Raw genomic sequence first — 26,098 nt, 5'->3', positions numbered from 1 at the left:
TGGATCACGGAGGCGGGAAGAGCCGCGAGCTCGACGACGTCGGCGTCTCGTCACCTTCCACGATGAACAGCGTGATCGGCGCGTTCTTCGCGATCTTCGAACCGGCCTGCGGGTTGGTCTTGCTGACCTTGCCCGCCAGGTCCTTGTCACCGCTCTTGTCGGCCTGCGTGTCCAGCTGACCGTTCCAGCCCAGCTGCTGCAGCTGCCGCGTGGCCTGTTCTTCGGTCATGCCCTTCAGGTTCGGCATGTCGAAGGTCTCCTGGTTGCCGTTCGACACCGACAGCTTGACCACGCTGCCGACGGCCAGCTTGCCGCCGTTCGGGGTCTGGTCGATCACGGTGCCCTTGGGCTGGTCGGAGTCCACGGTGGTGACCTGGGGGGTGAACCCGGCCGCCTTCAGCCCGGCTTCGGCCTCGGCCTGAGTCTTGCCCTTGTAGTTCGGGACCGTCTTCAGTTCCTTGGACTTGCCGACCGTGATGTCGACCTTGGAACCCTGATCCACCTCGGCCTGCGAACTCGGGTTCTGCGACATGACCTTGCCGGCCTGGTTCGTGTCCTCGGTCTCTTCCTCGGTGGTCGCACCGAGCTTCAGACCGGCCTCGGTCAGCGCGGCCGTGGCCTCGGCAACGGTCTTGCCCTTGAGGTCCGGAGTCTTGACCTTGCCGGGCTTCGCACCGACGGTCAGCGTGATCTTGTCCGAGGTCGGCGTCACCTGCCCCTCGCCTGGGCTGATCGAGATGACCTTGTCGATCTGGTTCTCGTCGCACGAGGGCTGGCCGTTCACGGACTCACCGGTGCAGGTGATCTTCTTGGTGTCGAGTGAGTTGAACCCCGCGCCACGCAGGGTGTCCTTCGCCGAGACCTCGGACTGCCCGACCACCTTCGGGATCGCCTTGCTCTCCGCACCGGCGCCCTGGAACGCGCCCATCAGCCACATGATCAGCAGCACCACGGCGGCCAGCGAGACCACGAGACCGGCGATGAGCCAGGCCCGGCGCTTCTTCTTCGCGGCCGGGTCTTCGTCTTCGTCCTCGTACTGGTCGTAGCGCGGCGGCACCCGGCGGTCGGAGTCCATGACCTGGGTGCGCTCGTCCTCCGACATCACCATCGGCGCGGCCGGCCGCTGACCGGACAGCGTCCGGACCAGGTCCGAACGCATCTCCGCGGACGACTGATAGCGGTTCGCCGGGCCCTTCGCGAGCGCCTTGAGCACGACGGCGTCGAGCTCGGGCGCCACGGCCGGGTTCACCGACGACGGCGGGTTCGGGTCTTCCCGGACGTGCTGGTACGCCACCGCCACGGGCGAGTCGCCGGTGAAGGGCGGCTCGCCGGTGATGAGTTCGTACAGCACGCAGCCGGCGGCGTAGACGTCGGAACGCGCGTCGACGGACTCACCGCGGGCCTGCTCCGGCGAGAGATACTGCGCCGTGCCGATCACCGCGGCGGTCTGCGTCATCGCGGACTGCCCGTCGTGCATGGCGCGCGCGATGCCGAAGTCCATCACCTTGACGGCGCCGTTCTTCGTGATCATCACGTTGGCCGGTTTGACGTCGCGGTGCACGATGCCGTGCCGGTGTGAGAAGTCGAGTGCCGCGCAGACGTCGGCCATGACCTCCATGGCCCGCTTCTGCGACATCGGGCCTTCGGTCTTCACGATGTCGCGCAGAGTCCGTCCTTCGACGTACTCCATCACGATGTAGGGCAGCGGGCCGAACTCGGTGTTCGTCTCGCCGGTGTCGTAGACGGCGACGATCGCCGGGTGGTTCAGTGCCGCCGCGTTCTGTGCCTCGCGACGGAAACGTTCTTGGAACTGGGGATCCCGCGCCAGGTCGGCACGCAGGATCTTGATCGCCACCTCCCGGCCCAGGCGCACGTCGTGGCCGTGGTGGACCTCGGACATGCCTCCGTAGCCGAGCGTCTCGCCCAGCTCGTAGCGGTTGCTGAGCAGTCTTGGTGTGCTCATCTCTGCGTGCCGTTCCATTCCGTCCAAGGTTTGCTGCTCATCATTCCTGGATTCGCCTGTCCGGCCGGCTCCTCGGTGCCGCCCTCCGCCGGTGCCGCGGGGTAGGCGGATGTCGGCGGAGGACCTTCGGACTTCTTACCCGGAGCCGGCGCGTGTTCACTCGTTTCCACGCCGCCCGACTGCGGTCCGTTGCCCGAACCGACCAGTCTCACGATGAGGAAGGCTCCTGCCACCAGTACTGCGATCAGGATCACCGCGAGCAGCAGCCACCAGCCCCATTGTGGCCGTCTGCCGGGCAGACGGCGGACCGCCATCGGTGGCGGCCCGGTCACCGGGTGCATCGCCGGATGCGACGCGGGTCCCACCGCCGCCATCGGGTTCGGCGGGGAATGCGGGCCGGGCTGCATCACGGGCTGCCCCGCGGAGTACGCCACGTTGACCAGTCCCGACGGGGTCGGCAGGGGCAGGCCCGCGCGGACCGCGGCCACGGCGGCCGCGAACTCGCCGCCGCTGTTGTACCGCTGACGCGGATCCTTGATCAGGGTCGCTTCGATCACCGCGCGGGCGCCCGGCGGCACGTCCGGCGGCAGCGGCGGCGGGAGGTCGCGGATATGCATCATCGCGACCGTCACCGCGTTCTCCGATAGGAACGGCCGGTGCCCGGTGAGGCATTCGTAGCCGCACACCGCCAGCGAGTAGACGTCGCTCGCGGGTTCGGCGTTGTGCCCGAGCGCCTGCTCGGGGGCGATGTAGTGGGCGGTGCCCATCACCATGCCGGACCTGGTGACCGGGGCGGCGTCGGCGGCCTTCGCGACACCGAAGTCGGTGATCTTCACCTGGCCGGCCGGGGTCACCATGATGTTGCCCGGTTTGACGTCGCGGTGCACAAGACCGGTTTCGTGCGCGGCCTGCAGCGCGTTACCGGCCTGCTCCAGGATGTCCAGGGTGCGCTCGGCGTTCAGCCGTCCTTCGCGGGTGATGATCGCGGCCAGCGGATCGCCTTCGACCAGCTCCATCACCAGATACGCGATCGACAGCTCGTCCGCGACCGTCTCGCCGTAGTCGTGCACCGCGGCGATGCCGGGGTGGTTCAGCGACGCGGTCATCCGCGCCTCGGTCCGGAACCGGTGCAGGAATTCGGCGTCCCCGGACAGCTCCGCCTTGAGGATCTTGACCGCGACCGTCCGGTCCAGCCGCGTGTCACTGGCCTGCCAGACCTCGCCCATCCCGCCGACGGCGATCCGGTTCGTCAGCTTGTACCGGTCGGCCAGCAGCTGACCCGAGGACAGCATCCGCTATCCACCCCCGAGCATGGCGTTGACGGCGGCGCGGCCGATCTCCGCGGCCACGGTGCCACCGGTCGCTTCGAGCCCGCGGTTACCCCCGGATTCGACGATCACCGAGACGGCGATCTTCGGGTCCATCGCCGGCGCGAACCCGGTGTACCAGGCGTGCGGCGGGGTGTTCTTCGGGTCGTTGCCGTGCTCGGCGGTGCCGGTCTTGGAGGCGATCTGGATGTCGCCTCGTTTGCCCGCGCCCTTCGTGTTCTCTTCCGACGCCAGCATCATGTCGCGCAGGATCGCGGCGTTCGCGCTGGACATCGCGGCGTCACCGGTCAGCTCGGTCGGCTTGTAGTCCTCGATGGTCGACAGGTTCGGCGCCAGCAGCGCCTGCACCAGCTGCGGTTTCATCGCCATCCCGTTGTTGGCGATGGTCGCCGAAAGCAGGGCGTCCTGGATCGGGGTCAGCCGCACGTCGCGCTGCCCGATGGCGCTCTGGAACAGCGCCGCCTTCGACTCGAGGGGCCCGAGGGAGGAAGCCGCGACCCGCATCGGCACGGCCAGATCCTCGCCGACGCCGAAGTTCTTCGCCGTCGCGTTCAGCTTGTCCTTGCCGAGTTCGCCGGCGAGCTCGGCGAACGGCACGTTGCAGGAGTACCGCAGCGCTTCCTTCAGCGTGCTGCCCTTGCAGGCCGCGCCGCCGTAGTTCTCCAGCGTCGTCTGCGTGCCGGGGAGCTTCACGTTCGGCGCGGTGTTGACCGGCATGTCCGCCGTCTTGCCGTTCTCGAGCGCGGCCGCGGTCACCAGCAGCTTGGCCGTCGAACCCGGCGGGTAGGTCTCCGAGATCGCGCGGTTCAGCATCGGCTTCTTCGGGTCGTCGCGCCACTGGCCCCAGGCCGCGATCTGCTCCTTGCCGACGTGCGAGGCGAGCTTGTTCGGGTCGTACGACGGCGTCGACACCATGGCCAGGATGCGCCCCGTCTTCGGCTCGATCGCCACCACCGAGCCGGTGTACCCCTTCTGCGTCATCAGGTCGTACGCGGCCTTCTGCACGGCCGGGTTGATCGTCAGCCGCACGTTCCCGCCGCGCGGGTCGCGGCCGGTGACCATGTCCGACAGGCGCCGCACGAACAGCCGCGGGTCCGAACCGTTGAGCACTTCGTCCTCGGACCGCTCCAGGCCGCCCGAGCCGTAGTTGATCGAGTAGTAGCCGGTGACCGGCGCGTACATCGGGCCGTCGGCGTAGGTCCGGATGAACTTGTACTTGTCGTTCGACGGTTCGACCTTCGCGAGCGCCGTGCCGTCCGGCGTCACGATCAGGCCGCGCTGGCGGGAGTACTCGTCGTAGAGCACCCGCAGGTTGCGCGAGTCCGTGCGGTAGTCGTCGGCCTTGACCACCTGGATGTAGGTGGCGTTGGCGAGCAGGAGCACCACCATGACGAGCATGGCGATACCGACCTTGCGGAGCGGGGTGTTCACGAGGCGCTCCCCTCACCGTTCGCGGACGGCCGCTGCACCATCACCGTGTGGGCTTCGGCGAGCGGTGGCAACGACGGCCCGAGTTGCGGCTTCGGCCGCGCCGCGGGTTTGCGGGCGGCGTCGGAGATTCGGAGCAGGAGGGCCACCAGGATGTAGTTCGCGAGCAGGGAAGAACCACCGCGCGAGAGGAACGGGGCGGTGATCCCGGTGTTCGGGATCAGGTTCGTGACGCCGCCGACGACGACGAAGATCTGCATGACCATGGCGAACGAGAGGCCGCCGCCGAGGAGTTTGCCGAAGGTGTCGCGGACCGCGAGGGCGCTGCGCATCCCGCGCGTCGCCAGGATCAGGTACAGCATCAGCATCGCGGCGAGGCCGATGAAGCCCAGTTCCTCGCCGATCGCGGTGGTGATGAAGTCCGTCTTGGCCTCGGGGACCATGTCCGGCCGCCCGGCGCCGAGGCCGGTGCCGCCGACCCCGCCGGTGCCGAGCCCGAACAGCCCCTGCGCGACCTGGTAGCCGCCGCCCGCGTCGTCGTAGGTGGCGAGCGGGTCGATCCAGTTGCGGACACGCTGCTGGACGTGCGTGAACAGGTTGTAGGCGATGATCGCGCCGGCGGCGAAGAAACCGACGCCCAGCACCACCCAGATGATCCGCTCGGTCGCGACGTACAACATCATCAGCGTGACGCCGAAGAACAGCAGCGACGTCCCGAGGTCCTTCTCGAACACCAGCACGCCGAGGCAGGCCGCGGCCGCGATCAGGATCGGGCCGAGGTCACGGGCACGCGGCAGCTCGACGCCGACGATCTTCTTGCCCGCGACCATGAACAGGTCCCGTTTCGTCACCAGGAACGAAGCGAAGAAGATCATCAGCAGGATCTTCGCGAACTCGCCGGGCTGGATCGAGAAGAACGGCAGCTTGATCCAGACCTTCGCGCCGTTGACCTCGGAAAGGCTCGACGGCAGCACCGCGGGCAGCGCGAGCGCCACGATGCCGACCAGGCCGCAGGTGTAGCCGTAGCGGGTCAGCGTGCGGTGGTCGCTGATCACGACCAGCACCACCACGAACAGCACCAGCGAGATCGCCGTGAACAGCACCTGCTTGGTGACGTCCGGCGTGTACTCCTTGCCCTGCTGCACCGCGCGTTCCGCGAGCGCCAGGTCGATCCGGTGGATCATCACCAGGCCGAGACCGTTCAGCAGCGCGACACACGGCAGGATCACCGGATCCGCGTACGGCGCCCAGCGGCGGACCGCCAGATGCGCCGCCGTCAGCACCGCGAGGTACGAAAGCCCCAGCCAGATGATCGAGCTGGTGAGCTCCTGCTCCTGGTTCGCCTCCACCAGCACGAGCGCGACCGTGACGATGAAGGTCGCGAACGCCAGGAGGACGAGTTCGGTCCCGCGCCGCTTGGGCAGCTCGCGCGGAGGGTTCGTGGCGAACTGGGCCGAAGCCGGATCGGCGAGCGGCGTGCTCATCAATTACCGCCCCCTGGTGCTGCCGGTGCCGGCGTCGAGCAGTCCCTCCCCGCAGGCTGGTTCGCCGAACTCGGCGAGGCGGGGGTCGAAGGGGATGCCGACGACGCCGGGGGCGGCGACGACGCGGGAGGCGTGGAAGTCGAGCTGGCGGCGGGTTTGCAGTCGGCCAGCTGCTTGTGCGGCCGCAGGAAGTCGTCGATGTACTTGCGGGCGTCGTCGAGGTTGTCCTTCTTGACGCCGTTCTTCACCGCGATCCGCGCGTCCTCCTGCAGCGCGGGCACCAGGAGCTTGTCGGTGCACAGTCCGCCAGGGGGCACGAGCCCTGCTCGTAGGCGTGCAGGTCGATGCCGAGGATGCTGCCGGGGACGCCGCGGTAGATCACGACCTCCTCGCCGGGCCCCTCGCCGACGTAGTACTGGCTCAGCACGAAATACCGCGTGGCGATCGCCGCCGCGGCCAGCACGATCAGGACGACCACCGCTCCCGCCAGCCAGCGAAATCGCCTCCGGCGCTTGACCTTCGGGTCCTCCTGTTGGGGCTGGACCTCCGGCCGCGGCTGCGGCGCGGGCTGGGTCAGCGCACGGGCGCGGGCGGCGGGGGAGTCGCCCTGGTGGAATTCGTCGCTGCCGTCCCCGGCGGCGCCGCCCACGATGGGCGCGTCCTCACCGAAGTCGACGTCGACGACGTCGGCGATGATCACCGTGACGTTGTCGGTGCCGCCGCCCTTGAGCGCCAGCTCGATCATCCGGTCCGCGCAGGCCTGCGGATCCGGGATCTGGATCGCCTCGGACAGCGTTTCGTCGCTGACCATGCCGGACAGGCCGTCCGAGCAGATCAGGTACCGGTCGCCGGCGCGGGCCTCGCGCACGGTCAGGCTCGGCTCGACCTCGTGCCCGGTCAGCGCCTTCAGCAGCAGCGACCGCTGCGGGTGCACCGCCGCCTCTTCCGGCGTGATCCGGCCCTGTTCGAGAAGTTCGTTGACGAAGCTGTCGTCCCGCGTGATCTGCGAGAACTGACCGCCGCGCATCAGATACGCCCGCGAGTCGCCGACGTGCACGACACCCATCCGCGAACCGGCGAACAGCACGGCGGTCAGGGTCGTGCCCATCCCGTCGAGGTCCGGGTCCTGCTGGACGAGCTCGGCGATGGCGGCGTTGCCGTTCTGGACGGCCTCACGCAGCTGAGCGAGAAGATCGTCGCTGGGATCGTCGTCGTCGAGGGGCGCGAGGGAGGCGATGACGACCTTGCTGGCCACCTCACCCGCGGCGTGCCCACCCATGCCGTCGGCGAGGGCGAGCAGGCGGGGACCTGCGTACACGGAGTCCTGGTTGCTGGAACGCACCAGGCCCCGGTCGCTGCGAGCCGCGTAGCGGAGGACGAGAGTCATGGGCGAAGCTCGATCACCGTTTTGCCGATCCGGATGGGGACTCCGAGCGGGACCCGGAGGGGTGCCGTGACCTTAGCCCGGTCGAGGTACGTCCCGTTCGTCGAACCCAGATCTTCCACGTACCAATCCTCCCCGCGCAGGGCGATCCGGGCGTGCCGGGTCGACGCGTAGTCGTCGTCCAGCACCAGAGTCGAGTCGTCGGCGCGGCCGATCAGGATCGGCCTGCCGTCCAAGGCGATCCTGGTTCCCGCCAGCGCACCATGGGTCACGAGCAGCTGCTGCGGCGACTTCCCGCCGCGCGGCTTCTTGTTTTCCTTCTTCTTGCGGCCGAACGTCGGGACGGCCACTCGCAGCCCGGAGGCCGCGTACAGATCCGAACGGACGACACGTAACGCGGCGAACACGAAGAGCCAGAGCAGCACGAGAAAGCCCACCCTGGTGAGTTGAACGACCAGCTCTGGCACTTGTTGTGTCCGCTCCCGTTTCTCCTGTACGCCGCGGAGAGCCCGTGCCGTCCGGGATGGTCGGCTCCGAACGGTCTTGCTCTCCGCGTACGACCCGCGGTGCCGATCCACCACAGGTCCCGCACCGCAATTCTGCGATACCCCCTCCGGACGCCGCCGGTCAGCCCTGCGTACGGAACACGAGAGACGAGTGGCCCACGCGGATCACATCGCCGTCGGCCAGCTGCCACGTCTGCACCGGGGTGCCGTTGACGGTGGTGCCGTTCGTCGAACCGATGTCCGCGAGCGTCGCGCTCTGGCCGTCCCAGGTGATCTCCAGGTGACGGCGGGAGACACCGGTGTCCGGGAGCCGGAAGTCGGCGTCCTGGCCGCGGCCCACGACGTTCCCGCCCTGCTTGAGCGAGTACGAGCGGTTCGAGCCGTCGTCCAGCTGGAGGCTCGCGGTGAGCGCACGGCCCGCCGCCGGCTGGCCGCCGTAGCCGCCACCCTGCGCGTACGGATCCGCGGCGGGCTGGCCGTACTGCTGCTGGCCGCCGCCGTACTGGTCGTAGCCGCCCTGCTGCTGGCCGCCGTACTGGTCGTAACCCGGCTGCTGTGCGCCGCCGCCATAACCTTGGTCGTAGCCGCCTTGCTGCTGGCCGCCGTACTGGTCATAGCCGGGCTGCTGTGCGCCGCCGCCGTAACCCTGGTCGTAGCCGCCCTGCTGCTGGCCGCCGTACTGGTCGTATCCAGGCTGCTGCGCGCCGCCATAGCCCTGGTCGTAGCCGCCTTGCTGCTGGCCGCCGTACTGGTCGTAACCGGGCTGCTGTGCGCCGCCGCCGTAACCCTGGTCGTAGCCGCCCTGCTGCTGGCCGCCATAACCCTGGTCGTACCCGGGCTGCTGCTGGCCAGCCTGCTGTCCGTAGCCGTACTGGCCCTGCTGGCCGTACGGGTCACCCTGGTCGTATTGGCCGTAGCCGGGGGGCTGGCTCATTGCTGGGTCTCCTGCGTTGCTGGGTCGTGCCGACCGTGACGAACCTTCGGCGCCGTGGGGCTTGACGTCGGGATCGACGGACGAACGGGTCTTGAACTGTCCAGTATGCAGCGCCTCGTTGCGCTCGAGCGAAACTACGACGTCACCATAGGTGTCCCATCCGTGCTCGGCGAGGTGTTCCTTGACCGCCTCCGCCAGCACCGAGGTGACCCGACGCTCGTCTCCGGCCATACGTTCGTGATCAGCCTGCCCCAACGACACGATGTAGTGATTGGGAGCGAGCTGTCGACCACCGGCCAGCTCACGAACGTTCTCCTCGCTCTCGCGCTCAAGCGCCACCGCCACTTCCTGCGTGACGACGTTGCCACCGAACATGCGCGCGAAGGTATTGCCCACGAGGTTCTCGAGCCGTCTGTCAAACCGTTCGACGCGGCCCACCGGGCAACCCTCCTCACACGTGTGCTTCCCCGTCGATCCTATCCGGGTACGGCCAGTCGGACACGGCCCCCGGTGAAACCCGTGAAATCCGCCTGCTACGCTTTGCGAGCTGTCAGAGAACGAAGCACTCGGGCGAGTGGCGGAATGGCAGACGCGCACGGTTCAGGTCCGTGTGTCCGAAAGGACGTGAGGGTTCAACTCCCTCCTCGCCCACTCTTGTTCGAGGCCCCCTTCGCTACGCGACGGGGGCCTCTTTCGTGAGGTCGTCGGTCGTCAGTACCCGGGGGGACGAGCCCCCCGGACCCCCCACGGTGCGGTCGGCGGCGGTTGGCAGGGTGGTTGGCTTGGGACGGGGCTTGGCCTAGGGCCTGGCGGCCCTGGCCTGGGTGTTAGTGCTGGTCCAGGTGGGTTTTTAGGGTGTGTAGGTCGGTGGTGTTGGCCTTGCGCATTTTGGCGGCCAGGAGGGGTGCGGCGAGTTTGGTGAAGCCGGCGGGGGTGCCTCGGTTGCGGAGGGTCATGCGGGTTCTGGAGCCCTCGGTCGTCCACGTGTAGGTCGTTTCCATGGGGAACGGGCCTTGGGCCGTCCGCATGGTCAGGCGTTCGCCGGGTACGAAGTCGGTGACCTCGTAGGTGTAGGCGAGGCGGCGGCCGAGGAACTCGGCCACGAAGGCGATCTTCGAGCCCACGGCCAGCGGTGGTGGCGTTTCCCACTCCACCGACTTGATGTTCGCGTACCAGCTCGGCGCCTTCGACGGATCGGCCGCGTAGGCCGCGACCTCGTCACGAGGCGCGTCGATGACGATCTCGGTGCGCACGTCGACGCTCATCACAGCACCGTAGACCCGAAAAAGGCCCGGCGGAGAACATCCGCCGGGCCGGGTGAATCAGATCAGTTCACGCCGATGAGGTCGACGACGAAGATCAAGGTCTCGTTCGGCTTGATGACGCCGCCGGCGCCACGTTCGCCGTAGGCCAGATGCGGCGGGATGACCAGCTTGCGGCGGCCGCCGACCTTCATCCCGGCCACGCCCTGGTCCCAGCCGGGGATGACCTGACCGGCGCCGAGGCCGAAGCGCAGCGGTTCGCCGCGGTCCCACGAGGCGTCGAACTGGTCGCCGGTCGAGTGCGAGACACCGACGTAGTGCACCGAGACGGTGTCGCCGGCCTTCGCCTCCTGGCCCTCGCCGACGGTGATGTCGGACTTCTCCAGGTCGGACGGTGCGGGGCCCTCCGGGCGGTCGATCTGGGGCTTCTCCAAAGACATGCCCACAAGCTACCTCTGCAGGTCCTGGCTCCGCAGGGCGAGTGTTCCGCCGAACGGTGGCAAGAACGCGAATAGTCTTCACAAATTTGGATACCCGTGGGTAGTGTGCGCCTCGTCACTCTCCGACGACGGAGGTCTTTCATGCGACGAGGCATACGGGTCTTGACGACGCTGGCGGGGTTGACGCTGGTGGCGGGCACCGTTCCGGCTTTGCAGGCGAACGCCGTGGAGGCGCCACAGAACTCGGTGGTGGCGGCCGCGCTCGACGATTACTGCGGCGGCCAGTGCGGTGACATCCTCCCGCCCGGCACCAAGGGGAACGCCACGCTCGCCGAGATCCTGGCGCACAAGGCGTTCGGCACCCGGCCCGCGCATTCGGCCGATCAGCTCGGCAAGTACGCCTCGCTCGCCGACGGCTACAAGACACTGACCACCGACAAGATCAACCAGTTCTTCAACGACGCCTCGTTCGGCGTGCCGTCCGGGCAGGTCGAGAGCACGATCAAACCGCGTTCGGACGTGACGATCACCCGCGACAAGGCGACCGGTGTGCCCCGGATCGTCGGCACGACGCGGCCGGGCACGATGTACGGCGCCGGATACGCCGCCGCGCAGGACCGCCTGTGGCTGATGGACATCATGCGCCGCGTCGGCCGCGGCCAGCTGACCTCGTACGCCGGCGGCGCGCAGGGCAACCGCGAACTCGAGCAGAGCTTCTTCGCCTCGGCGCCGTACACCGAACAGGAACTGCAGAAGCAGATCGACAACGCCGCGGCCAGTGGCCCGCGCGGCGCGCAGGGCAAGGCCGACGCCGAGGCCTACGTCCAGGGTGTCAACAAGTACATCTCCGACGCGCACAGCGGCCGCTACTTCCCCGGTGAGTACGTGCTCACCGGGCACGTCGACGCGATCACGAACGCCGGGACCATCGAGCCGTTCAAACTCACCGACCTCGTCGTCCTCGCGGCCGTCGTCGGGGCGCAGTTCGGCGCCGGCGGTGGCGGCGAGGTGCAGAACGCCATCGCGAAGATGGCGATGCAGGAGAAGTACGGCCTCGAACAAGGCGACAAGGTCTGGAAGAGCCTGCGGTCCGAGGACGATCCCGAGACCGTCAAGACCCTCCACAATGGACAGACGTTCGACTACGGCAGGGCGCCGTCGAACCCGCAGGGCGCGGCGATGCCCGACAAGGGTTCGGTCACCGGGCAGCAGCTGGTCTTCGACCCGACCGGTTCCGCCGGGACGGCGACGCCCGCCAAGGTGGACGTTCCCGCGCCCGAGGACCAGAAGGCCGTCCGCGGCATCTTCGACGACGGTGTCCTGCCGGGGAACCTGCTGTCGGAAAAGCACGGCATGTCCAACGCGCTGGTCGTCTCCGGTGCCAAGACCGCGAGCGGTCACCCCGTCGCCGTCTTCGGCCCGCAGGCCGGCTACTTCGCGCCGCAACTGCTGATGCTGCAAGAACTCCAGGGTCCCGGCATCAGTGCGCGCGGCGCCTCGTTCGCGGGCATCAGCATGTACGTGCTGCTCGGCCGCGGCAAGGACTATTCGTGGAGCGCGACCTCGGCGTCGCAGGACATCATCGACACCTACGCCGTCGAACTGTGCGAGCAGAACGGCTCCGCGCCGACGAAGAACTCCAACTTCTACCGGTTCCGCGGCCAGTGCCTGCCGTTCGAGATCGTCGAACGCAAGAACGCGTGGAAGCCCACGGTCGCCGACGGGACGGCCGAAGGTTCGTACACGCTGCGCAGCTTCCGCACCAAGTACGGGCCGGTGACGAGCCGGGCGCTGGTCGGCGGCAAACCGGTGGCGTACGCGTCGCTGCGGTCGACGTTCCAGCACGAGATCGACACGATCATCGGCTTCCAGAAGTTCAACGACCCGGACGCGATCAAGTCCGCGCAGGACTTCCAGGCCGCGGCGGCCGACGTCAACCAGACCTACAACTGGTTCTACGCCGACTCGCGTGACGTCGCCTACTTCAACTCCGGCTCGAATCCCGTCCGCAATCCGAACGTCGACCCGGCCATGCCGGTGAAGGCCGACGCCGGATTCGACTGGCAGGGCTGGAATCCCGACGGCAACCTCGCGAACTACACGCCGTCTTCGCAGCATCCGCAGTCGATCAACCAGGACTACTACATCAGTTGGAACAACGCGCAGGCCAAGGGTTACGCGGCCAGCGGCGCGGACAAGAGTTCCGTGCACCGCGGCGATCTGATCGACGCGCGGGTCAAGAAGATGGTCTCCAGCGGCACCAAGGTGACGCGGGTGAACCTCACGCAGGCCATGGAGGAGGCGGCGCTGGCCGACCTTCGCGCCGAGAAGGTGCTGCCGGAACTGTTCAAGGTGATCGACAAGGCGCCGGTGACCGGACCTGCCGCGGACGCGGTGGCGAAGCTCAAGACCTGGCTCGCCGCGGGCGGTCTGCGCTCGGAGACCTCGCCGGGCAGCAAGGCCTACGCCAACGCCGACGCGATCCGCATCATGGACGCCTGGTGGCCGCTGCTGGTCAACGCGCAGTTCAAACCCGGAATGGGTGACGCCGCCTACGGTGCCATGGTCGGGGTGCTGAAGATCAACGAATCACCTTCCGGCTGGCAGAACGAGGTTCCCGGCAAGCACGTCGGCCAGGGGCACGCCGGTTCGTCGTACCAGTCGGGCTGGTGGGGCTATGTGCACAAGGACATCCGTTCGGTCCTCGGACAGAACGTGGCAGGCCCGCTCGCCGTGAAGTACTGCGGTGGCGGCGACGTCAACACCTGCCGTCAGGTGCTGCTCGACTCGCTGACCCAGGCGGCCGCGCAGCCCGCGAACACCGTCTATCCCGGTGACGGCGACTGCGCCGCGGGCGACCAGTGGTGCGCCGACACGATCATCCACCGCGCCCTCGGCGGCATCACGCAGGACAAGATCAGCACCCAGAACCGGCCGACCTTCCAGCAGGTAGTGGAGTTCCCGGCGAAACGCGGCGACAACATCGCCAACCTCGCCACAGGCCGATCGGTGAGCGCGAGCAGCCACGAGACCGGCTGGTACAACTCGCCGCCGTCCAACGCGATCGACGTGAACCTGTCGACGCGCTGGGCCAGCGACTGGAGTGACAACCAGTCGATCACCGTGGACCTCGGCTCGGTGCAGCGCGTGTCCAGGGTGGTCCTGCAGTGGGAATCGGCGTACGGGAAGGCGTACAAGGTGCAGGTCTCGTCCGATGGGACGAACTGGCGGGACGCGGCGTCCATAGTGGACGGAAACGGCGGAACGGACAACGTCGCCTTCGAGGCGGTGGACGGCCGTCATGTCCGGATGGCGGGTGTCCAGCGCGGGACGAAGTACGGCTACTCCCTCTACGAATTCGAGGTGTACGCCCACTAGCGAGGGCACGGTTTACGGTGGCGGGGTGGACACGAACGACTGGTCACCCCGCACCCTCGCCATCGCCGCCGGACGCCCGGAAGGCCCGGCGAGCCGCTGAACGTGCCGATCGTCGCGGCGAGCACCTTCGACGCCGGCGCTGACCGCGCGTACTCGCGACAGGACGGCACCCCGACCTGGGAGGCCCTCGAAGCCGCGATCGGCGCGCTCGAAGGCGGGCACGCCACCGCGTTCGCGTCGGGGATCGCGACGCTCAGCGCGGTCGTCGACACCCTGCCGGTCGGGGCGAAGGTCTGTGTCCCGACGTTCTCGTACGCGGGGTCGCGCGGCCTGCTCGCGCACGCGCACGGCACCGGCCGCCTGGTGGTGACCGAGATCGAGCCGGAGGACACGGCCGCCTGGGTCGCGGCCGCGGACGCGGATCTGCTCTGGCTCGAATCGCCGACCAACCCGACGCTCGACGTCATCGACATCGAGACGATCGCCGCCGCCGCGAACGGCCTGGTCGCGGTGGACAACACGTTCGCCACCCCGCTCGGGCAGCGGCCGCTGGACCTCGGCGCCGACATCGTCGTGCACAGCGCGACGAAACTCATCGGCGGCCACAGCGACCTTCTGCTCGGCCTCACCATCGCGGCCGACGAAGGCGTCGCGAAGGGCCTGCGCGACGCGCGCACCAGGCTCGGGGCGACGCCGGGAGCGCTCGAAGCGTGGCTGGCCCTGCGCGGGCTGCGGACCCTGCCGGTGCGGCTGGCCGAGCAGACCCGTACAGCGAAGCTGCTGGCGGCGCGGCTGCTGGACCACCCCGCGATCACCCGGGTGCGGTATCCCGGCTCCGGCATGATGATCGCGTTCGAGCTCCCGGACGCCGAGACCGCGGACAAGGTCATCGGGTCGCTGCGGCTGATCCGCGCCGCCACCAGCCTCGGCGGGGTGGAGAGCCTGGTCGAGCGGCGGGCCTGGATGGCGGGCGACGCCCATGTGCCCGCCGGGCTCGTCCGGTTCAGCGTCGGGCTCGAAGATCCGGAAGATCTCTGGACGGATCTGGCCTCCGCGCTCGGCTAGCTTGGGCACGTGGACGAGACGAAACCGCCTCGGCGGCTCGGGCAATGGCTGTGGGGCCTGTTCTGGCTCCTGGTGCTGGGCTTCCTCGCGATCGTCGCGGCGGGCCTGCTGGCCGAACTCGCGGCGACGCCCTGCCCGAGTGACGGGGTCTGGGCCTGCGACGCGGAGAACCGGACACTCGCCACCTTCATCCCCGGGATCGGGTTCGGCCTCGGCCTCCTGATCGCGGGGGTGGGCGGCGGCCGGACGCTGCGGAAGCGGACGTCGCCGAAGCCCTGGCTGTTCGTCGGCGGCCTCTTCGGCGTGCTGTCCTTCGCCGTGGCACTGTTCCTGGTGTTCTGATCGTGACCTTCAGGTTGCCCGGCACCGGTATCCGCTCATAAAAGGTCAATACTTCACCGTTTTGTAATCCGAACGTGTGAATGAGCCGGTGGCGAAGTCACTGTGCGAGGTGGCTCCGGCCAGAAAAACCGGCATTTCCGTGGCGTTCGGCAAGCCGGGGAAAAATGCTTCCGCAGGGCAACCATTCGGGCCGTGCGGGTGTTAACATTCCTTCGTCGCCGCGAGTTTTCCCCTTGGCGGAGCGACTTTCAGGCCCTTGTATCGGGCAGGCGCATCCCGGTGTTACCCGGTTTCGCGGTGGCTTTTGTCACTGCCTATTCACTACGTCCGGCCGCGGTTTTCCGGCAGGATCGCGCTGTCACCCATACGTGGGAATCTTCCCCGGGTGGTCGCAGGGTGGCTGTCACCGTGCGTTGCGATGCTTTTCACTGGGAGATCATTTTGAAGAAGACGTTGGGCCGCCTCGCGGGCGCGGTGCTGGCCGGCGCCGTCATCTCGCTGGCCGTGACGCCGGTCGCGGCGGCGCAGACCGAAACGACGACCACGCCTCCCGCACCGACGAGCGAGGCGCCCACCACGGCGCCCTCGCCTTCGTGGTCCGGCGGCCAGGTCAGCAACCCGCCCTCGTGGTCGGGCGGCAAGGTGACGTCGGTTCCGCCGTCGTCCGAGAGCAGCACCCCGACCTCGACCAGCGGCAAGCCGACCTCGGGCAAGCCGTCGACCTCCACCTCGGAGAAGCCGACCACCACCACCCCGCCGAAGCCGGAGCTGAACGTCGGCGCCGGCTACGTCGAGGGCAACGAGGGCGCGCTGGCGATCCTGTGCGGTTCGGAGCCCGCGGACGTCACCGCGCCGGACTTCACCATCGTCGACTCGTTCCAGGACGGTGGCGACGCCTACCTGTGGATCTACATCGTCGAGGCCAAGCCCGGTTTCAAGGGCACCTCGAGCACCTTCACCTGGACCTGCGACGGCAAGCCGGGCAAGGGTGACATCGAGATCGAGGGCGCCGTCGGCGGCGGCGCGACCGCGCCGGGCACCAAGCCGGCGAAGCAGGTCAAGCTGAAGCCCAAGGGCGGCATCGAGACCGGTTTCGGCGCCACCGCGGCCTGATCCGATGAAGCTCCTGACGCAGGGCGGCCGCGTGGTCGCGGCCGCCCTTGTGCTTTCCCTCGCGCTGACGGGATGCGGCACCGACGAACCTGCCCCGCCCGCCGCCGCGGCGCCGTCGGAATCGGCTCCGCCGGTCGTGAAGCCGTACAACGGGACCCGTCCGACGAACGTGAAGATCCCCAAGATCGGCGCGGAATCGAGTCTGGTCACGGTCGCGGTCGGCAAGGACGGCAAGATGTCCGTCCCGTCGGCGAAGAACCCGATGCAGGCCGCGTGGTACCGGCTTTCGCCGGTGCCGGGCGACGTCGGCCCGTCGATCCTGCTCGGCCACGTCGACGGCAACAAGCAGCCGGGCATCTTCTACAAGCTCAAGGACGTCGACCCGGGCGACGAGGTGCTCGTCGAGCGCAGCGACGGCAAGAACCTGAAGTTCGTGGTCGAGAAGAAGGACCAGGTGCCCAAGGACCAGTTCCCCGAGGAAGCGGTCTACGGCAACACGGACAAGCCACAGCTGCGGTTGATCACCTGTGGCGGTGTCTTCGACCAGGAAGAGCACAGCTACAAGGACAACATCATCGTTTACGCGAATCTGGTCGGGTGAGCTGAAAGCGTCCTTCACCGCATCCGACGCGGTGAAGGACGCTTTCGTCGCATCTGACGCGGTGAAGGACGCTTTCAGCCCACCCCGGCACCCGGGAACGGGAACCCGCCCGGAGCCGCCGCTTCGGTGTCGACCCACTTCCGCATCCCCGCGTCACAGGCCGCGTAACCCCAGTTGATCAACCGCTCCTGCAGCACTTCCGGCAGTTTCGTCAGCCGCGTCGGGGTTTCCGCCAGCCCGTGCGTGAGCTCGGCGGGCGCGTCCAGCGAATCTTCGAGCTGGAAGTTCGCGAGATCGACGTAAGACCCCCAGTAGGCGCCCGTGAAATCCTTCTCCACATAGGACTTCAGCAGCGCGCCCCGCCGCAGTTCGCGCACCTGGTTGTCGATCACGTCGAGCACGCGCAGCAGCTGCCGTCCCCAGTCGCGGCTGACCTTCGGCGTGACCTTCATCCGCTTGCCCGCGTCGCTCACCAGCACCGTCGCGTGCCCTTCGACCGGGTCCAGGCCGAGGTTGTCGTAGACGCCGGCGTCGCTCAGCACGATCTTGCGTTTCCGCTCGTCGGAATGCGGATCCTGGATCACCACGGGCGAAAGCATCGGCGGGAACGCCGAAGACGCGGCCACCGCGGTCGCGAGCGGGATGTTCCCGTGCGGGCCGTTCTGCCGGAAGAACCACCACAGCGCGCCGTCCTGCAGGTTCGTCGCGGTGAAGACGAACTGCGGGCCGTCGGGGTCGATGTCCTTCAGGCAGCAGTCGCCGAACAGGTGTTTCGCGTACACCCGCGCGAGTTCCTCGCCGGCGCTCCGCCACGGAACGGCCATGGCGAGCAAGGTGACCGGGATGTCGAGCCGTTTACGGGCCAGGTTCCGGATCGGTGCGACGACCTTGTCGGAGAAGTTGACCGCGACACCGTTTTCGAAGCTCAGATCGGCCCAAGCGTGCGCGAGCACGCCGGCCGCGATCGAGCCGCCCGAAACGCTGGAGAACGTCGAGATCTTCGACAGCCAGCCGAGTTCGTTGAGCCGCCACAGGGCCCCGGTGTGGAACAACATCGCGCGGTAGCCGCCGCCGGACAGCGCGAGACCGACGCCTTGCCGGGTGGTCGAAGGTTGGTTGATATCCCCCACCTGAGTGAGTGTAAAGGCGGGTCAAGCGAGCAGCGGCAGTAAGAGACGTCGTTGCTCTTCAGGGACGTACTCGGCGTAGTTGTCGTAGAGCGCCTGCTTCGCCAGCCGCGAAGCGCGTTCGCCGTCGGAGTCCCGGATCGCGCCGAGCACCTCTTCGTGATGCGTCAGCCAGTTGCGCATCAGCGCCGTCCGGTCGTCGGCGTGCTCCAGTTTGTCCTCGATGAGTTCCAGTACGACGCCGCGGACGACCTCGCCGCTGATCACCAGCAGCGGATTCCCCGTCGCACGGGCGATCGCCTCGTGGAACGCGACGTCCGCGTGGGAGAACTCCGCGAATCCCTTCGAGACGCCGGCGCGCATCGCCTCCAGCGCGGCGTCCAGCTCGGCGAGATGGTCGTCCGTCCTGAGCTGCGCGGCGAGCAGATGTGCGGAACCGTCGAGCACCATGCGGAACTGCAGGAGTTCGGACAACCCGAGATGGTCGGCCCGCGCGAGCCGGTGCATCGACCGGTGCAACGCGGCGGGGGAGGCGGCCAGCACCTCGGGTCCGCGCGGATCTCCGGGCCGTGAGCGGATCATCTCCGCCGCTTGCAGCACGCGCAGCGCCTCGCGCACGGTCGAGCGGCCGACGTCGAACTGGACCATCAGCTCGCGTTCGCTCGGCAGCCGGTCGCCCGGTTTGATCCGGCCGCTGAACACGGCTTCCTCGATCTGTTCGACGACACGCTGGTACGCGCGGACAGGGGCGACCGGCTCGAATTCCATCTTGACCCTGCCGTCTCGTCTGGTTTACTGGTCAGACCAGTCTACCGGTCAGGGGGCAGGATGAAAGCCCGGATTCACGCGGCAGTGTGGGCGTTGCTGCTGGTGGCGTCCGGCTGCTCCGCCGGTTCGAGTGCCACGGTCGCCAAGGATCCCGGCACGCTCGCCATCGGCTACACCGCCGAACCCGCGAACTTCGACTTCACCCGCACGGACGGCGCCGCCATCCCGCAGGCCTTGCTCTACAACGTCTACGAGGGCCTGGTGAAGCTCGACGCGAACGCGAAGATCGTGCCGCTGCTGGCCGAATCGTGGACGATCTCGGAAGACCGCAAAACCTACGACTTCAAGCTCCGGAAGAACGCGAAGTTCAGCAACGGGGCGCCGTTCACCGCCGAGGATGTCAAGTTCTCGCTGATGCGCGTGAAGACGGACTGGACCGTGTCGATCAAGTCCACAATGGACGTCGTCGACCGGGTCGACGTGGTGGCGCCGGATCACGCGCGGGTCGTGCTCACGAAACCCAGCAACGGCTGGCTGTTCAGCCTCACCAGCCGCCTCGGCGCGATGTTCAGCCCGACCGGGGTCGCGGATCTGGCGAACAAACCGGTCGGCACGGGGCCGTACACGGTGTCCTCGCGGCGTCGTGGCGACTCCATCGTGCTCAAGGAGAATCCCGCGTACTGGGGTCGGAAACCGGCCTATTCGACCGTGGTCCTCAAGTACATCAAGGATCCGACGGCGCTCAACAACGCCTTGCTCAGCAACGGGATCGACGTCATCTCCGCGATCACCGTGCCGGATTCGATCCCGCAGTTCCAGAGCGACGACCGGTTCACCGTCGTCGAAGGCACGACCAACAGCGAGGTCACACTCGCGTTCAACAACGCGCGCCCGCCGCTGAACGACGTCCGGGTGAGAAAAGCGCTGTCGTACGCCATCGACCGGAAAGCGCTGCTGGACACGGCATGGGCCGGCCGCGGCACGCTCATCGGCAGCATGGTCCCGCCGACGGATCCCTGGTACGAGGACCTGTCGAACGCGTACCCGTTCGATCCCGCGAAGGCGAAAGCGCTGCTCGCCGAAGCGGGACAGCCCCATCCGACGCTGCGCCTCCGGATCCCGAACCTGCCGTACGCGGTGTCGGCCGCGCAGGTGGTGTCCTCGCAACTGGCGGACGTCGGGGTCACGGTGACGATCGAGCCGCTGGACTTCCCGGCGGTGTGGCTCAAGCAGGTCTTCACCGACCGCGACTACGACCTGTCGATCATCCAGCACGTCGAGGCGCGCGACATCGTGACGTTCGGCAGGCCGAAGTACTACTGGGGTTACGACGGCAAGCCCGTCCAGCAGAACCTGGCGAAGGCCGACTCCGGAACGCCCCAGGAGCAGATCGACGCGATGCGCCAGGTCGCGCGGCGGCTGTCCGAAGACGCCGCCGCGGACTGGCTTTTCCTGTTCCCCAACGTGATCGTGGCGAAGAGCAAGGTGACCGGGTTCGTCCGCAACCAGGTCAGCGAGTCCTTCGATCTCACGGGATTGGCGCCGCGATGACGGTCAAGATCGTGCGCCGCGTGGCGATCCTGGTGGCCAGTGTGCTGGTCGCGTCCATCGTGGTGTTCCTGTTCATGGCCGTGCTGCCGGGTGATCCGGCGCAGGTCGCGCTCGGCGTCAACGCGACACCGGAGCTGGTCGCGAAGACCCGCGCCGAATTCGGCATCGACAGGCCGCTCGTGACGCAGTACTTCGACTGGATGGGCGGCGTCCTCCAAGGCGACTTCGGCCGCTCGTACGTCACTCGCGAGGAGATCGGGCCCGCGCTGACCGACCGGCTCGGCGTGACGTTGTGGCTGGTCGGGGCCGGGATGCTGGTGGCGTTGCTGATCGCGATCCCGGCCGGGACGTTCGCCGCGGTGCGGCACCGGAAGGCCGACGGCACCGCGCTTTCCGGGCTGTCGCAGATCGGCGTGGCGATCCCAGCGTTCCTCGCCGGCATCATCCTGGTGCAGATCTTCGCGGTGCAGCTGCGCTGGCTGCCCTCCGGCGGCTGGACACCGCCGGTGCAGGATCCCGGCGAATTCCTCCGCGGTCTCGTGCTGCCCGCGCTGTCGCTGGGGCTCGTGCAGGGCGCGGTGCTCACGCGCTATGTCCGGTCCGCCGTGCTCGACACGCTCGGTCAGGACTACCTGCGCACGGCGCGCTCCAAGGGGCTTCGGCCGTTCCAAGCGCTGTTCCGCCATGGTCTGCGCAACGCCGCCGTGCCGGTGGTGACGGTGCTCGGGCTGCAGCTGTCGACGCTCCTGATCGGCGCGGTCGTCGTCGAGCGCGTGTTCGTCCTGCCCGGTTTGGGCAGCATGCTGCTGGACTCGGTGGCGTCGCGGGATCTCTTGTCCGTGCAGGGGATCGTGCTGGTCCTGGTGGTCGGCGTGCTGCTGGTGAACTTCGTGGTCGACGTCCTCTACACGGTGCTCGACCCGAGATTGCGGGGTTCCTGATGCGTAGCCGCACTCTCGTCGTCGGTGGCGTCCTGGTCGCGTTGATCGTCGTCGCCGCGCTGCTTTCGTTCGTGTGGACGCCGTTCGATCCGGTGAAGGTCGACGCGGCCAACCGCCTGCACGACTTCAGCGGCTCGAACCCGCTCGGCACCGACAGCTTCGGCCGCGACGTGCTCAGCCAGCTCATGGTCGGCGCGCGGACCACGCTGTACGTCGGCGTGGTCGCGGTCGGGATCGCCGCGGTGATCGGGACGCCGCTCGGGATCCTCGCCGGGATGTCGTCGCGGTGGCTCGGCGAGTTCGTCATGCGGGTCAACGATCTCGTGCTCGCGTTCCCCGCGTTGCTGCTGGCGATCATGTTCGGCGCGGTGTTCGGGGCGGACACGCTGACCGCTATGGTGGCGATCGGCATCGCGACCATCCCGTCCTTCGCGCGGATCGCGCGTTCGGGCACGTTGCAGGTGATGAGCAGCGAATTCGTGCTGGCCGCGCGGTCGGCGGGCCGGTCACGGCTGAACATCGCGGCGAGGCACGTCCTGCCGAACATCTCCGGGCTGTTGATCGTGCAGGCGTCGGTGTCGTTCGCGATCGCCGTGCTCGCGGAAGCGGCGCTGTCGTTCCTCGGGTTCGGCACGCGGCCACCGACGCCGTCGTGGGGCCGGATGCTCCAGGAATCCCAGATGTTCCTGACGCTGCACCCGCGGCTCGCGCTCGTGCCCGGCGTCGCGATCGCCATCGCCGTCCTCGGCTTCAACCTGCTCGGTGACGGCCTCCGCGATCGTCTCGACCCCCGATTGGCGGCGCGGCTATGACCCTCGAAGTCCATGGTCTCGGCATCTCCGGGCTGGTCCGCGACGTCTCGTTCGGCATCGCGCGCGGTGAGCGCGTCGGGCTGATCGGCGAGTCGGGTTCCGGGAAGTCGTTGACGGCGTTGTCGATCATGGGGCTGCTGCCCGAAGAGCTCGCCGCGTCCGGATCGGTGAAACTCGACGGCCGCGAGCTGCTGGGCGCGCCGGAGAAGGAGCTGTCGCGGTTGCGCGGCAACGAGATGTCGATGGTGTTCCAGGAGCCGATGACCGCGTTGAACCCGGCGATGCGGGTCGGTGCGCAGGTGGCCGAGCCGATGCGGATCCATCGCAACGGCGGGAAGGATCCCGAGGCTTTGCTGGCTTCCGTCGGGCTGCCCGGCGTCGCTCGCGCGTATCCGCATCAACTGTCCGGCGGGCAGCGGCAACGCGTCGTCCTCGCGATCGCGCTGGCCAACGACCCGAAGCTGCTGATCTGCGACGAGCCGACGACGGCGCTCGACGTCACCGTGCAGGCGCAGATCCTGGAACTGATCCTCGACGGCGTCCGGCAGCGAGAAAGCGCGCTGCTGTTCATCACGCACGATCTCGCCGTCGTGGCATCGGTGTGCGAGCGGGTGCTGGTGATGCTGGACGGCGAGATCGTCGAAGCGGGCACCACCCGCGAAGTGCTCACCGCGCCACAGCACGAGTACACGAAGAAGCTCCTGGCCGCTTCGGATCTGGAGGCGAGCCGATGATGATCTCCGTACGGGACCTGGAGCGCCGCTACACGCGTCGCGATGTGCACGCCTTGCGCGGTGTCTCTTTCGACGTCGAAGCAGGTCAGCGCTTCGGCATCGTGGGTGAGTCGGGCTCGGGAAAGTCCACTTTGGTCAGACTGCTGGCCGCGCTGGACAAGCCGACGGCGGGCAGCGTCTCGTTCCAGGGCAAACGGATCGACACGCTGCCGGAGCGCAAACTCGGTTTTCTGCGGTCGGAACTGCAGATCGTCTTCCAGGATCCGATGGGTTCGCTCGACCCGCGGATGCGGGTGCGCGACATCATCTCCGAACCGTTGGGCCGCCGGGATCCCGCGCGGGTCTCGGAGCTGCTGAAAGCCGTCGGCCTGCCTTCGGATGCCGCAGGACGGTATCCGCACCAGTTCTCCGGCGGGCAACGGCAACGCATCTCGATCGCCAGGGCGCTCGCGCCGAATCCGAGCGTCCTCATCGCGGACGAACCGGTGAGCGCACTCGACGTCTCGGTGCGGAAGCAGATCCTCGACCTGCTCGCGTCGCTGGTCGAGCTGTACTCGCTGACGCTGATCTTCGTCTCGCACGACCTCGGCGTGGTGCGGCACGTCTGCGACCGGGTCGCGGTGATGCGGCGCGGGGAGATCGTCGAGATCGGCGCCGTCGACCAGGTCTACGACGCGCCGGAACACGAGTACACCAGGGAACTGCTGGCGGCCGCGCCGAATCTGCGGGCCGAGCTGGCGCGGTTGCGGGGAGGGGACGATGGCTGAGTATCCAGAGGGACTGCCGATCGGAGACGGCTGGGTGTCCACTGTGGACTCCGTGCCGGTCGTGTTCCCGTACGACGGGAGCGAGATCGGCCGGGCCGCGGTCGGGACGCCGGAGCTGGCCACGCGGGCGATCGACGAGGCCGTCGCGGTGTTCAAGCAGGTCGCGGCCTTGCCGTCGCGAACCCGGCGTTCGCTCCTGAACGACGTCGCTGCGGCGCTGGAGGCCCGGCGTTCCGAATTCGAGCAGCTTCTCGTGCTGGAAACCGGCAAGCCGCTGGTCGACTGCCGCGTCGAAGTCGCGCGCACGATCGTCACCTGGCAGGCCGCCGCCGAAGAGGTCTCGCGGCTGCACGGCGAGACCGTCCCGCTCGATCTGCTGCCGTCCGGCGACGGGCTGGTCGGGTTCTGGAAGCGCAAGCCGATCGGTGTGGTGGTCGGTATCGCCGGGTTCAACTATCCGCTGCTCCTGGCGTCGCACAAGATCGCGCCCGCCATCGCCGCGGGCTGCCCGGTGGTGGTGAAACCCGCGCCGCAGACGCCGCTGGCGACGTTGTGGCTCGTGCATCTGGTGCGCTCGCTGACCGACCTGCCCGCGATGGTCCAGCTGGTCACCGGCGACGCGGCCGTCGGCTCGGCGCTGGTCACGGACCGGCGGGTCGGCGCGGTGTCGTTCACCGGATCCGCGCTGGTCGGGCACCGGATCGCTCGTGACGCCGCGCCCACGAAGACGTTGCTGGAGCTCGGATCCAACGCGGCTCTCGTGGTCGCGGAGGACGCCGATCTCGACGTGGCCGCGGACGCCGTGCTGCGCGGCGGGTTCTACGCGTCCGGGCAGGCGTGCATTTCGGTGCAACGGGTGCTGGTCGTCGACGCCGTCGCCGAGGAATTCACCGAACGGGTGCTCGCGCGGCTCGGCGAGGTCGTCACCGGTGATCCCCGCGACGAGAAGACGCGGGTCTCGGCGCTGATCGACCCGGGATCCACGCGGCGCGTTCAGGAATGGGTCGACAAAGCGACTTCGGCCGGTGCGCGGCTGGTCGGGGGCGGTGTCGACGGAACGGTGATCCGGCCGGCCGTGCTGCTCGACGTGCCCGACGGCGTCGAATGCTGGGACGAGGAGATCTTCGGCCCCGTGGTCTGTATCCGCACCGTGTCCTCTGTGGACGATGCGTTCGACGCGGTCAACGCGTCGCGCTACGGGCTGCACGCTTCGGTGTTCAGCACGTCGTTGAAGACGGCGTTCCGCGCGCTCGACGAGCTCGAAGTCGGCGGAGTGGTGGTCAACGAGGTGCCCGGTTTCCGGTCCGACACCATGCCGTACGGCGGCGTGAAGGACTCCGGGATCGGGCGGGAAGGGCCGCGGTTCGCGGTCGAAGAACTGACCGTGACGAGGATGGCGGTGCTGCGCCCGTGACGTACGAAAACCTGTTCCGGCTCGACGGGAAGCGAGCCGTCGTCCTCGGCGGTGGCAGCGGGATCGGCCGCGAATCGGCGAAGGCGCTGGCCGCGCACGGCGCCGAGGTGATCGTCGCGGACCGCGATGTCGCCGCCGCCAAGGAAACCGGCGTGGGCGAGGCGTACGAGATCGACCTGCTCTCCGAAGGCGCGGCCGCGCGGGCGGCGGAGGAGCTCGGCGAGATCGACGTCGTCGTGCTGACCGCCGCCACCAACGTGCGCAAACGGCTGCTGGAGTACACGCGCGAGGAATTCGACCGGGTGATCGCGCTGAACCTCGGCGCGACCTTCGAGGTCGTGCGCGCGTTCGGCGCCGGGATGGTCGAACGCGGGCGGGGGAGCATCGTCGGGTTCTCGTCGATCCGCGGCACCACCGTCGAGCCGGGCCAAGGGCCGTACGCGGCGACGAAAGCCGGTCTGGTGCAGCTGTTCCGCACGGCCGCGGCGGAGTTCGGCCCGGCCGGGGTGCGGGTCAACGCGATCGCGCCCGGCGTCGTCGAAACGCCGCTGACAGCGCAGATCAAGGCGAATCCGGCCTGGTACGACGCGTACGCGACCAAGGGCGCGCTCGGCCGCTGGGCGCGCCCCGACGAACTCGCGGGCGCCGTCGTGTACCTGGCGTCGGACGCGTCGTCGTTCGTCACCGGCTCCGTGCTGGCGGTGGACGGCGGCTGGACCGCGGTCGACGGCCGCTTCGAACCGCCCGCGACGTAAG

21 protein-coding genes, 1 tRNA gene and 2 pseudogenes are annotated in these 26,098 nt (G+C 68.4%); 13 read left to right on the top strand and 11 right to left on the bottom strand.

What is annotated here, in order from left to right; all coding sequences use genetic code 11:
- Positions 1 to 4 precede the first annotated feature (4 nt).
- From pknB to MJQ72_RS41585, 7 genes and pseudogenes are all read right to left on the bottom strand, one after another.
- The gene (gene pknB, locus MJQ72_RS41620; protein ID WP_240596343.1) at positions 5 to 1,963 is read right to left on the bottom strand and encodes a Stk1 family PASTA domain-containing Ser/Thr kinase; all 1,959 of its coding nucleotides are present in this window, start codon (positions 1,961 to 1,963) and stop codon (positions 5 to 7) included.
- Positions 1,960 to 3,255, bottom strand: a complete 1,296-nt coding sequence (locus MJQ72_RS41615; protein WP_240596342.1) for a protein kinase domain-containing protein — start codon at positions 3,253 to 3,255, stop codon at positions 1,960 to 1,962. The genes pknB and MJQ72_RS41615 overlap by 4 nt, the downstream gene beginning before the upstream one ends.
- A gap of 3 nt (positions 3,256 to 3,258) precedes the next feature.
- Entirely contained in the window at positions 3,259 to 4,722 is a 1,464-nt protein-coding gene (locus MJQ72_RS41610) for a penicillin-binding protein 2 (RefSeq protein WP_240596341.1), read from the bottom strand.
- Positions 4,719 to 6,203, bottom strand: coding sequence for an FtsW/RodA/SpoVE family cell cycle protein (locus MJQ72_RS41605; protein WP_240596340.1), 1,485 nt, complete (start codon positions 6,201 to 6,203; stop codon positions 4,719 to 4,721). Before MJQ72_RS41605 ends, MJQ72_RS41610 begins: the two co-directional genes overlap by 4 nt.
- Positions 6,203 to 7,590 (bottom strand): annotated as a pseudogene (locus tag MJQ72_RS41595) (PP2C family protein-serine/threonine phosphatase). The gene MJQ72_RS41605 and the pseudogene MJQ72_RS41595 overlap by 1 nt, the downstream one beginning before the upstream one ends.
- Positions 7,587 to 8,054: an FHA domain-containing protein gene (locus MJQ72_RS41590; RefSeq protein ID WP_007030429.1), complete on the bottom strand. Its 468-nt coding sequence runs from the start codon at positions 8,052 to 8,054 to the stop codon at positions 7,587 to 7,589. Before MJQ72_RS41590 ends, MJQ72_RS41595 begins: the two are co-directional and overlap by 4 nt.
- Before the next feature lie 160 nt (positions 8,055 to 8,214).
- Positions 8,215 to 9,465: a DUF3662 and FHA domain-containing protein gene (locus MJQ72_RS41585; protein WP_240596338.1), complete on the bottom strand. Its 1,251-nt coding sequence runs from the start codon at positions 9,463 to 9,465 to the stop codon at positions 8,215 to 8,217.
- 130 nt (positions 9,466 to 9,595) lie between these two features.
- On the opposite strand from MJQ72_RS41585, the gene MJQ72_RS41580 reads away from it, so the two are divergent.
- Positions 9,596 to 9,678: transfer RNA gene (locus MJQ72_RS41580), tRNA-Leu, on the top strand.
- A 176-nt stretch (positions 9,679 to 9,854) separates the two neighbouring features.
- On the opposite strand, the gene MJQ72_RS41575 is transcribed toward MJQ72_RS41580, so the two are convergent.
- Together MJQ72_RS41575 and MJQ72_RS41570 are read right to left on the bottom strand one after the other, a co-directional pair.
- Positions 9,855 to 10,292, bottom strand: a complete 438-nt coding sequence (locus tag MJQ72_RS41575) for an SRPBCC family protein (protein ID WP_240596337.1) — start codon at positions 10,290 to 10,292, stop codon at positions 9,855 to 9,857.
- A gap of 62 nt (positions 10,293 to 10,354) precedes the next feature.
- Complete coding sequence (locus tag MJQ72_RS41570; RefSeq protein ID WP_240596336.1) at positions 10,355 to 10,729, bottom strand: FKBP-type peptidyl-prolyl cis-trans isomerase; 375 nt, start codon at positions 10,727 to 10,729, stop codon at positions 10,355 to 10,357.
- A gap of 141 nt (positions 10,730 to 10,870) precedes the next feature.
- On the opposite strand from MJQ72_RS41570, the gene MJQ72_RS41565 reads away from it, so the two are divergent.
- From MJQ72_RS41565 to MJQ72_RS41545, 5 genes and pseudogenes are all read left to right on the top strand, one after another.
- Positions 10,871 to 14,107 carry a penicillin acylase family protein gene (locus MJQ72_RS41565; protein ID WP_240596335.1) on the top strand — a complete coding sequence of 1,079 codons (3,237 nt, stop codon included), beginning with the start codon at positions 10,871 to 10,873 and terminating at the stop codon, positions 14,105 to 14,107.
- A gap of 25 nt (positions 14,108 to 14,132) precedes the next feature.
- A pseudogene (locus MJQ72_RS41560) lies at positions 14,133 to 15,172 on the top strand (trans-sulfuration enzyme family protein).
- A 9-nt stretch (positions 15,173 to 15,181) separates the two neighbouring features.
- Positions 15,182 to 15,514, top strand: a complete 333-nt coding sequence (locus tag MJQ72_RS41555) for a hypothetical protein (protein WP_240596334.1) — start codon at positions 15,182 to 15,184, stop codon at positions 15,512 to 15,514.
- A 441-nt stretch (positions 15,515 to 15,955) separates the two neighbouring features.
- Positions 15,956 to 16,627 (top strand): hypothetical protein, encoded by a 672-nt coding sequence (locus MJQ72_RS41550; protein WP_240596333.1) that lies wholly within the window; start codon positions 15,956 to 15,958, stop codon positions 16,625 to 16,627.
- 4 nt (positions 16,628 to 16,631) lie between these two features.
- Positions 16,632 to 17,228 (top strand): class F sortase, encoded by a 597-nt coding sequence (locus MJQ72_RS41545; RefSeq protein WP_240596332.1) that lies wholly within the window; start codon positions 16,632 to 16,634, stop codon positions 17,226 to 17,228.
- Between the two features lie 74 nt (positions 17,229 to 17,302).
- On the opposite strand, the gene MJQ72_RS41540 is transcribed toward MJQ72_RS41545, so the two are convergent.
- Together MJQ72_RS41540 and MJQ72_RS41535 are read right to left on the bottom strand one after the other, a co-directional pair.
- A complete protein-coding gene (locus MJQ72_RS41540) occupies positions 17,303 to 18,358 on the bottom strand; it encodes a patatin-like phospholipase family protein (protein WP_396426914.1) in 1,056 nt (351 codons plus the stop codon).
- 21 nt (positions 18,359 to 18,379) lie between these two features.
- Positions 18,380 to 19,123, bottom strand: a complete 744-nt coding sequence (locus MJQ72_RS41535; protein ID WP_240596331.1) for a FadR/GntR family transcriptional regulator — start codon at positions 19,121 to 19,123, stop codon at positions 18,380 to 18,382.
- 60 nt (positions 19,124 to 19,183) lie between these two features.
- On the opposite strand from MJQ72_RS41535, the gene MJQ72_RS41530 reads away from it, so the two are divergent.
- From MJQ72_RS41530 to MJQ72_RS41500, 7 genes are read left to right on the top strand one after another with little or no spacing between them, the layout of a single operon-like run.
- A complete protein-coding gene (locus MJQ72_RS41530) occupies positions 19,184 to 20,674 on the top strand; it encodes an ABC transporter substrate-binding protein (protein WP_240596330.1) in 1,491 nt (496 codons plus the stop codon).
- Positions 20,671 to 21,615, top strand: coding sequence for an ABC transporter permease (locus MJQ72_RS41525; protein ID WP_240596329.1), 945 nt, complete (start codon positions 20,671 to 20,673; stop codon positions 21,613 to 21,615). Before MJQ72_RS41530 ends, MJQ72_RS41525 begins: the two co-directional genes overlap by 4 nt.
- Positions 21,615 to 22,427: an ABC transporter permease gene (locus MJQ72_RS41520; protein WP_240596328.1), complete on the top strand. Its 813-nt coding sequence runs from the start codon at positions 21,615 to 21,617 to the stop codon at positions 22,425 to 22,427. Before MJQ72_RS41525 ends, MJQ72_RS41520 begins: the two co-directional genes overlap by 1 nt.
- Positions 22,424 to 23,161, top strand: a complete 738-nt coding sequence (locus tag MJQ72_RS41515; RefSeq protein ID WP_240596327.1) for an ABC transporter ATP-binding protein — start codon at positions 22,424 to 22,426, stop codon at positions 23,159 to 23,161. The genes MJQ72_RS41520 and MJQ72_RS41515 overlap by 4 nt, the downstream gene beginning before the upstream one ends.
- On the top strand, positions 23,158 to 23,928 hold the full coding sequence (locus tag MJQ72_RS41510) for an ABC transporter ATP-binding protein (RefSeq protein ID WP_240596326.1): 771 nt from the start codon (positions 23,158 to 23,160) through the stop codon (positions 23,926 to 23,928). The genes MJQ72_RS41515 and MJQ72_RS41510 overlap by 4 nt, the downstream gene beginning before the upstream one ends.
- A complete protein-coding gene (locus MJQ72_RS41505; RefSeq protein ID WP_240596325.1) occupies positions 23,921 to 25,342 on the top strand; it encodes an aldehyde dehydrogenase family protein in 1,422 nt (473 codons plus the stop codon). The genes MJQ72_RS41510 and MJQ72_RS41505 overlap by 8 nt, the downstream gene beginning before the upstream one ends.
- Entirely contained in the window at positions 25,339 to 26,097 is a 759-nt protein-coding gene (locus MJQ72_RS41500) for an SDR family NAD(P)-dependent oxidoreductase (RefSeq protein WP_037333870.1), read from the top strand. The genes MJQ72_RS41505 and MJQ72_RS41500 overlap by 4 nt, the downstream gene beginning before the upstream one ends.
- Position 26,098 lies beyond the last annotated feature (1 nt).

The sequence above is a fragment of the Amycolatopsis sp. EV170708-02-1 genome (assembly GCF_022479115.1).
GTDB lineage: Bacteria > Actinomycetota > Actinomycetes > Mycobacteriales > Pseudonocardiaceae > Amycolatopsis.
Note: the sequence above shows the minus strand (reverse complement) of the source record. Positions and strands in the feature narration are given on the sequence as shown.